Origin of the sequence: Microcystis wesenbergii FACHB-1317 (genome assembly GCF_014696875.1) — a bacterium.
In the GTDB taxonomy this organism is placed as follows: domain Bacteria; phylum Cyanobacteriota; class Cyanobacteriia; order Cyanobacteriales; family Microcystaceae; genus Microcystis; species Microcystis wesenbergii_A.
The window spans coordinates 1-6,857 of the sequence record NZ_JACJQV010000219.1; the positions used below are offsets into that span (position 1 = coordinate 1).

Below are 6,857 nucleotides of genomic sequence, written 5' to 3' on the forward strand. Positions count from 1 at the left end.
ATTTTGTTGGAATTTCATCTGAATTTATGAGTTGAAATCTATTTTTCATGGACAGAGTTCTTAAAACCTATCTATCTCCAGCGTTGGATGATAATTATCTGTCAAAAAATAATACTTCTACACAAGTTCTCTATTTAAATAAGAGAATTTTATCTGATTTTTTTCAAAATGAGAATTGCTGATTTAATTTTCTCGAAATACACGCGAAAACAAGGGGAGTTTCTCGACTTCATCCTTGATCAGTATATTCGCTCTGGCGTTGGCGAGCTTGACCGGGAGAAATTGCCAAAACTGATCGAGATTAAGTATCACACCATTAACGAAGCGATTTCCCAATTGGGAGACATTCAAGAAATTAGCGGGTTATTTATGAGTTTTCAGGCTTATCTCTACCGGTCAGAGGTGGCCTAATCCCCCATAGGAGATACAGCACAGGTTATGGTCTTTTGTCAACGGGAAAGTCCAGTAAAGAGCGAGTGAAATCTAAAATTTTTTCTTGTTTTTCCTTGGGTAATTTATCAATTAAAGCTGTTAGCTTTTCTGTTAAAGATAACCACGTTTTGCTCTTAGCTTTCCAGATGATAATAAATTGCTGTATTGGCAGAGGACAAAGGGCTATAGTTTCCCCTCGATCATTACTAAATTCAATTTCGTAACAACCATCATTGTAGTCTTCAACGATTGTCCCTTGTTCTCCCATTATTAAGTTATATTCAGGCAAGTCAACTAATAATTCAACAAGGTCAAATAATTCGGGTTTAATCATGGTCTTTTTCTTACATATAAAGTTACTAATCTAGCGGTATCACTATCAGGCTCAACAATCCATCCAGTCCTCACTATTTCTTTTTGTCCCGGTTCAATTCCTGTAATTTCTAGATCGACTTGATAACGTTGTCCATGGGGATCTGTACTTTGATAAACAGCGTTTGCTTCAAGAGCTTTGTCGGCAATTTGTACTAGAAGTGGCTCATAATTATCTTGAGTATATCCTAAGTGGCGTTGAAACATGAGGGCTTTATTTAATCCTTTTGGATTGTCTAAATTAAGAGCATATTGATTTAATTTCCTAGAATCTATTTTGACTTTGTTGACAATATCTTTTAATTTCATTTATAATCACTACTACCGCTATTAAAGCTTAAAATTCCTTTCCTTGTCATTCAATCGCTGCCATTTTTCATCTGCTCTTAAATTAGAATATCAAATATTTGATTAGGTAGCCAACAATAAATAGTAAAATATCGCCTATCTGTGGCATCCATATCTACTATAATAGCCGAAAAACCCTGTCCATGAATGAAGGAGTAGGAGAAATTTGGTCTAAAATGGTAGTCATGTATATAGAAAAAGTTCCTAAACGTAATTTCGCCGTTAAATTTATTAAGATTTGTAACCAGTAAGGGGGGCAGCGGATACAAACAGGTTATGGTCTTTTGTCAACGGGAAAGTCTAAATATGGTGGCTGGGGCGATAATTAGTTTAGTATTAGTGAAAACTTGGAATGGTCATGATGATGATGAAATTATTAGGATGTCTAGTCATTTTTGCAAGTTTAGTCAATGTTACACCAGGGATAGCAAATCATCCCCCCCGACAAATTGCCCAAGCGTCTATCACTTCTTCGATTCAAGGTTATTGTTTTTCGGTCGCTAATGATGATCTGGATGCTACCGCGAGGATTTATATTCAGGGAAATCAAGTCACCGGTCGGGTAGAAGCTACAATTCATAATGAACAAGAATCCTATTATACTTCCTATACTCAAACCTTACGAGGAACAAGAAAGGGGAATCAGTTAAACTTAAATATCACGACAAAAATTGAGTTAGACACCCAAAAAACTCAAGAAATCTGGACATTAACCGCAGATTCTTTGAATACGGGACGAGAAGTTTATCAAAAACAACCTTGTTTAGTGTCTCAAATCCGGTTTGCACCAGGAACTAATAGCGCCACCGTTAATCAATCGGTTGTGCGAGGGAGTCGAAATATTTATCTCTTAAGAGCAAATCGAGGACAGAGAATGGATCTGAAAATTACATCATTAGAAAATAATGCCGTATTTGATGTGATTGCACCGAATGGGGAAATATTGAAAACAGAAGCTACCCAATCTAGTCTAAAATTACCTGCTACTGGAAATTATGAAATAATTGTAGGGGGAACTCGCGGCAATGCCACCTATAAATTAAATGTTAAAATTCAATAAATAGTAGCAATGTCCACCCGAAGATACTTTCATTGGTGGAACTTTAGCCAAAAGATTGTCAACCACAACGGTAGCAGCATCAATCTTGAATCAGTAAACAGTTATCAGTTATTCAGTTATCAGTTTACTGTTTACCGATCACTGAAAAAGCTTGCCAACCCCGATGAATAACCCCCCCGACAGTCCATTCAATTACACAGAGGCTTTTATTGCCCTAGGCACGAGTAATTTCGATCGCTCGGTGCAGTTTTATCGTCAACTGTTGCAGCAGGAACCAAGCCCCTACCTTGCCGCCGTTTATGCGGAATTTAGGCTAATTAACCTTAAATTAGGTCTTTTTTGCCCTAAAGAGTCCCACAGAGAGGAATTTAGCGATTCTAGGGGCAGTGGCATGAGCATTTGTTTCGAGGTGGAGAGTCTCGAAAAAGCGATCGAGCATTGGAGCGAAATCGGCTATGGTGCTAGGGGGGAAATTAGCCAAGCTTCCCACGGTCCGGAAATCTACATCTATGATCCGGATGGTAATCGTTTAATTTTCCATCAATCCACCGCTAAAACCAATCCTTTCAGGTAGGAACCTTCCGAATGATAGATACTGGTGGGATGGTCCGCCGGTTGGCTTAAACGTGCTAAAATTCGCACTGGGCGAGCCGATTCAATGGCGGCAGCCATGACAGCCCCCTGAAAATGTTCTTCATTAACCACTTGGGAACAGGAAAAGGTGAAAATAATACCTTGGGGGCGAATTTTCTGGAAAGCTTGGTGATTTAATCTTTTATAAGCCATAACCGCCTGATGACGGGATTGGATACTTTTGGCAAAAGCGGGAGGATCGAGAACAATCAGATCGTAATCCTCCTCACAGTCGCGCAAAAAGTTAAAAACATCGGTGCTGTAGGATTGATGGGGAACTTCGCTGAGATTATTCAGGGCGATATTTTTTTCGGTAAGATCGATCGCACCGTGGGAACTATCAACGGAATCGACTAGGGCAGCCCCCGCTTGCATAGCATAGACGGAAAAGCCGCCAGAATAAGAAAAAGTGTTTAAAACCCGTTTATTATGGCAATATTGGGCTAATAAAGCTCTATTTTCTCTTTGATCGAGGAAAAATCCCGTTTTTTGTCCCTTTTCCCAATCAATAATAAAGCGATGGCCGGATTCTAACACCTCATCGCTGGTTTTTTGACCAAATAAGTATTTATTTTCGGAGATATGGGCGCTTTTCGCCAAAACTGCGGCACTTTTATCGTAAACTGCCCGTAAATTGTCAGCGTAGATAGTTTTCAGACAATCGACAATCAGATCGAGACGTTGGTATAAAGCTAGGGAATAAGCTTGAATAACCGCCGTGCCATTGTACCAATCGACGATTAAACTGGGTAAACCGTCTCCTTCAGCGTTAATTAAACGATAACAGTTAGTTTTCGGGTTATCCACTAAACCGATTTGTTGCCGCAGCTGATAGGCATTCTGGAATTTTTCGAGAAATAATTGAGCAATATCGCTGACTTTTGGGAAAGAAAGAATTTTAACGGCAATATTGCTAGGATTATACAGTCCAGTGGCTAGATATTCGCCTCGATCGCTATAAACCTCCACGATAGCACCCTCTTTGACTTCCCCCTCCATCTCTTTAATCGCCCCGGAAAATATCCAAGGATGGAATCGTTTAACAGCATCAATTTTATGGTTTCTCAGGATAATTTTCGCTAAATCTGGCATGGATAAAGAATCAGGGTTGATAGCTGACGGCTACTAGATAATTCTATTATCCCCTGCTGGCAGCACAAAACCATGGTTTGTTATCCCTCGATCGAGTGGCATCAAAGCACATGAGTAGAAAACGGGTTTCTCGGAGAAACCCGTTTTCTGCTCGGAGAAACCCGTTTTCTGTGCGTTACTCAACGGATTTAGTATCAGAGGGAATTCTCGCCTATAATAAGTTAAATTTTAGCGATAGTCCCTCGACAAATGCCAAGAAAAAGTGATGCTGCCGGTGGTTTAAGTTTATGGTTCCAACGTTTGGGGGCTGCCAGTTTATTAGCGGGACAAACTTTTTTACATATTCTTAATGGCAAAATCCACCGGCGTAATACTCTCGAACAAATGAGTATTGTTGGCCCAGAATCCTTGACAATTGCCCTAATTACTGCTGCTTTTGTGGGTATGGTTTTCACTATTCAGGTAGCCAGAGAATTTATTTTTTTTGGGGCGGGTAGTTTTGTTGGGGGAGTCCTTTCCTTGGCTTTAACAAGAGAATTAGCCCCAGTTTTAACCGCGGTGGTGGTGGCGGGGAGAGTTGGCTCGGCTTTTGCCGCCGAAATTGGTACAATGCGAGTAACAGAACAAATTGACGCTTTATATATTTTAAAAACCGATCCGATCGATTATTTGGTCATTCCCCGGGTGATTGCCTGTAGTTTAATGTTACCCCTGCTCACTATTATCTCTTTAGTCACGGGGCTACTGGGTGGTTTATTGATTTCCGATAGTCTTTACGGTATTTCCTATTCCCTATTTTTACAATCAGCCCAAAATTTTCTGGAAACATGGGATTTAATTAGTTCTATGTTAAAGTCCCTAATTTTTGGGATTTTAATTGCTATTATCGGCTGCAGTTGGGGTTTAACCACCACCGGCGGTGCTAAAGGAGTTGGTCAATCTACTACCACGGCTGTGGTAACTTCTTTATTAGCGATTTTTGTGGCTAATTTTTTCCTCTCTTGGCTGATGTTTCAAGGTACAGGTAATGTGGAGATCGGTTAATCAGTCACAGCAAGAAGTGGGACTAGGGTTGGGGGGTAGAATCGCCAACCCTGCCGTTGGGGAAATGGGAGCGGGGGAGTGGGGAGAAAAAAGCTGGTAAAATGACTCTAGGCAACCTTAAAAACAATTCATGAAAGCGCAAACAACAAGTAAAGATAGCCTAATCCTACGGCAAGAAGTAGTGGGTTCCCGTCGCCCTAGTAACTATTTTTGGGCTGTAATCGTCTCTATTGGCGGTCTAGGGTTTCTCCTCGCTGGTCTTTCCAGTTATTTGAAGGTCAATCTACTTCTCGTTAGCGATACCAGTGCCTTACAATTTATTCCCCAAGGAGTCGCCCTCCTCTTTTATGGTACTGCGGGAACCCTTTTAGCCACCTATCTCTGGTTATCTCTCCTCTGGAATGTCGGAGGGGGTTACAACGAGTTTAACAAGGAAACCGGCAAAGTTAAAATCTTTCGTTGGGGCTACCCCGGCAAAAATCGTCGCATTGATCTCGATTGGCCCCTGGAAGATGTGCAAGCTGTGCGGGCCGAGGTGCGAGAAGGACTCAACCCGAAACGGGAACTATTCCTACGGATTAAACAGCGTCGCGATATCCCTTTAACTCGCGTCGGTGATCCTATGTCCCTCTCGGAATTGGAAAATCAAGGAGCGGAACTCGCTCGTTTTCTGGAAATTCCTCTAGAGGGATTGTAGGCCTTTTTTCGCTCTTTTTGGCTATAAAATGATGAAGATAAGAAAATCTGGCTGGCTGTCTGTGGTTTGTGTTTTTTTAATCACAACGACCACACTTTTCGGCTGTTCTTCCCCAGAAGCTAACTCCACCCCCGATAATTCTATTATCATCGACGAAAACCGTAAATCTGCCAGTTCGGGCAGTGTCAACACGGATAATTACAAACCCCGCTTAGATGGAACTGCCGTGGTCGAGATGATCATCAAAGGTAAACCGGTAACGATCGAAATTGATGGCAATGCGGCCCCAATTACTGCTGGTAATTTTGTGGATCTGGTGGAGAGAGGTTTTTATAATGGTTTAACTTTCCATCGCGTGGTTACAGAACCGCAGCCTTTTGTCGCCCAAGGGGGTGATCCCCAAGGTCGCGGAACCGGTGGTTTTGTTGATCCGAAAACCAAGCAATCCCGTTATGTTCCCCTGGAAATTCTCCTCAAAGACGAAAAAGAGCCGATTTATGGGCAAGCAATCGGTCAACAGGCCACGGCCCGCACTCCCATCGTCGCTTTACCCCATAAACGCGGTGCGATCGCAATGGCCCGTTCTCAACAGCCTAATTCCGCTTCTTCTCAGTTTTATTTTGCCCTGTCGGATATCAATTTCCTCGATGGTGATTATGCCGTTTTTGGTTATGTAACTGAGGGAATGGAAGTGATCGATACGATTAAACAAGGGGATAAAATTGACTCGGCCAAAGTTGTTTCCGGTGCAGAAAACCTGAAAAAATAGCGATCGGATTGGGTGGGACCAGGCAACGATAATTTAATCTTCGTCGTCACCCACCCAATCATTTAATATTCCGATAACTGATAACTGATAACTGATAACTGATAACTGATAACTGATAACTGATAACTGATAACTGATAACTGATAACTGATAACTGATAACGGCTCTTCTCGACTTTGTGTGATAATTTTTGCTTATGGAATCGTGAAATGCTTATCGGGTAACACTTTTAGGACTATTTTGTCGAAGAAACTATCAGTATAGACCTCGTTTCCACACAGAAACCAGAAGAGCCTGATAACTGATAACTGATAACTGATAACTGATAACTGATAACTGATAACTGATAACTGATAACTGATAACTGATAACTGATAACTGATAACTGATAACTGATAACTGATAACTGA

Annotated in this window: 9 protein-coding genes; 6 read left to right on the forward strand and 3 right to left on the reverse strand. The window is 41.3% G+C overall.

Annotated elements, in window-relative coordinates; translation table 11 throughout:
• Window positions 1-168: 168 nt before the first annotated feature.
• The gene (locus H6F92_RS23115) at window positions 169-411 is read left to right on the forward strand and encodes a type I restriction-modification enzyme R subunit C-terminal domain-containing protein (RefSeq protein WP_242030246.1); all 243 of its coding nucleotides are present in this window, start codon (window positions 169-171) and stop codon (window positions 409-411) included.
• A gap of 25 nt (window positions 412-436) precedes the next feature.
• Here H6F92_RS23115 and H6F92_RS23120 read toward each other — a convergent pair whose 3' ends face one another.
• Window positions 437-766 carry a DUF4926 domain-containing protein gene (locus H6F92_RS23120; RefSeq protein ID WP_190359650.1) on the reverse strand — a complete coding sequence of 110 codons (330 nt, stop codon included), beginning with the start codon at window positions 764-766 and terminating at the stop codon, window positions 437-439.
• Entirely contained in the window at window positions 763-1,113 is a 351-nt protein-coding gene (locus tag H6F92_RS23125; protein ID WP_190359651.1) for a DUF6883 domain-containing protein, read from the reverse strand. The genes H6F92_RS23120 and H6F92_RS23125 overlap by 4 nt, the downstream gene beginning before the upstream one ends.
• Before the next feature lie 391 nt (window positions 1,114-1,504).
• On the opposite strand from H6F92_RS23125, the gene H6F92_RS23130 reads away from it, so the two are divergent.
• Both H6F92_RS23130 and H6F92_RS23135 read left to right on the forward strand, forming a co-directional pair.
• Window positions 1,505-2,212 (forward strand): hypothetical protein, encoded by a 708-nt coding sequence (locus H6F92_RS23130; protein ID WP_190359652.1) that lies wholly within the window; start codon window positions 1,505-1,507, stop codon window positions 2,210-2,212.
• Between the two features lie 163 nt (window positions 2,213-2,375).
• The gene (locus tag H6F92_RS23135) at window positions 2,376-2,786 is read left to right on the forward strand and encodes a VOC family protein (protein WP_190359653.1); all 411 of its coding nucleotides are present in this window, start codon (window positions 2,376-2,378) and stop codon (window positions 2,784-2,786) included.
• Here H6F92_RS23135 and H6F92_RS23140 read toward each other — a convergent pair.
• Window positions 2,753-3,937, reverse strand: a complete 1,185-nt coding sequence (locus H6F92_RS23140) for a class I SAM-dependent rRNA methyltransferase (RefSeq protein WP_190359654.1) — start codon at window positions 3,935-3,937, stop codon at window positions 2,753-2,755. The two genes, H6F92_RS23135 and H6F92_RS23140, sit on opposite strands and share 34 nt — an antisense overlap.
• Before the next feature lie 249 nt (window positions 3,938-4,186).
• Between H6F92_RS23140 and H6F92_RS23145 the strand changes: the two genes are divergently transcribed.
• The 3 genes from H6F92_RS23145 to H6F92_RS23155 all read left to right on the forward strand — a co-directional run bounded on the left by H6F92_RS23145 (window position 4,187) and on the right by H6F92_RS23155 (window position 6,447).
• Window positions 4,187-4,981 carry an MlaE family lipid ABC transporter permease subunit gene (locus H6F92_RS23145; protein ID WP_190359655.1) on the forward strand — a complete coding sequence of 265 codons (795 nt, stop codon included), beginning with the start codon at window positions 4,187-4,189 and terminating at the stop codon, window positions 4,979-4,981.
• A 130-nt stretch (window positions 4,982-5,111) separates the two neighbouring features.
• On the forward strand, window positions 5,112-5,678 hold the full coding sequence (locus tag H6F92_RS23150; protein WP_190359656.1) for a photosystem I assembly protein Ycf4: 567 nt from the start codon (window positions 5,112-5,114) through the stop codon (window positions 5,676-5,678).
• Between the two features lie 28 nt (window positions 5,679-5,706).
• Window positions 5,707-6,447, forward strand: coding sequence for a peptidylprolyl isomerase (locus H6F92_RS23155; RefSeq protein ID WP_190359657.1), 741 nt, complete (start codon window positions 5,707-5,709; stop codon window positions 6,445-6,447).
• The last annotated feature ends 410 nt before the right edge of the window (window positions 6,448-6,857 follow it).

Coding starts and splice junctions, on each gene's coding strand:
- H6F92_RS23115 (WP_242030246.1), top strand. CDS start 169: ATGAGAATTGCTGATTTAATTTTCTCGAAATACACGCGAAAACAAGGG.
- H6F92_RS23120 (WP_190359650.1), bottom strand. CDS start 766: ATGATTAAACCCGAATTATTTGACCTTGTTGAATTATTAGTTGACTTG.
- H6F92_RS23125 (WP_190359651.1), bottom strand. CDS start 1,113: ATGAAATTAAAAGATATTGTCAACAAAGTCAAAATAGATTCTAGGAAA.
- H6F92_RS23130 (WP_190359652.1), top strand. CDS start 1,505: ATGGTCATGATGATGATGAAATTATTAGGATGTCTAGTCATTTTTGCA.
- H6F92_RS23135 (WP_190359653.1), top strand. CDS start 2,376: ATGAATAACCCCCCCGACAGTCCATTCAATTACACAGAGGCTTTTATT.
- H6F92_RS23140 (WP_190359654.1), bottom strand. CDS start 3,937: ATGCCAGATTTAGCGAAAATTATCCTGAGAAACCATAAAATTGATGCT.
- H6F92_RS23145 (WP_190359655.1), top strand. CDS start 4,187: ATGCCAAGAAAAAGTGATGCTGCCGGTGGTTTAAGTTTATGGTTCCAA.
- H6F92_RS23150 (WP_190359656.1), top strand. CDS start 5,112: ATGAAAGCGCAAACAACAAGTAAAGATAGCCTAATCCTACGGCAAGAA.
- H6F92_RS23155 (WP_190359657.1), top strand. CDS start 5,707: ATGATGAAGATAAGAAAATCTGGCTGGCTGTCTGTGGTTTGTGTTTTT.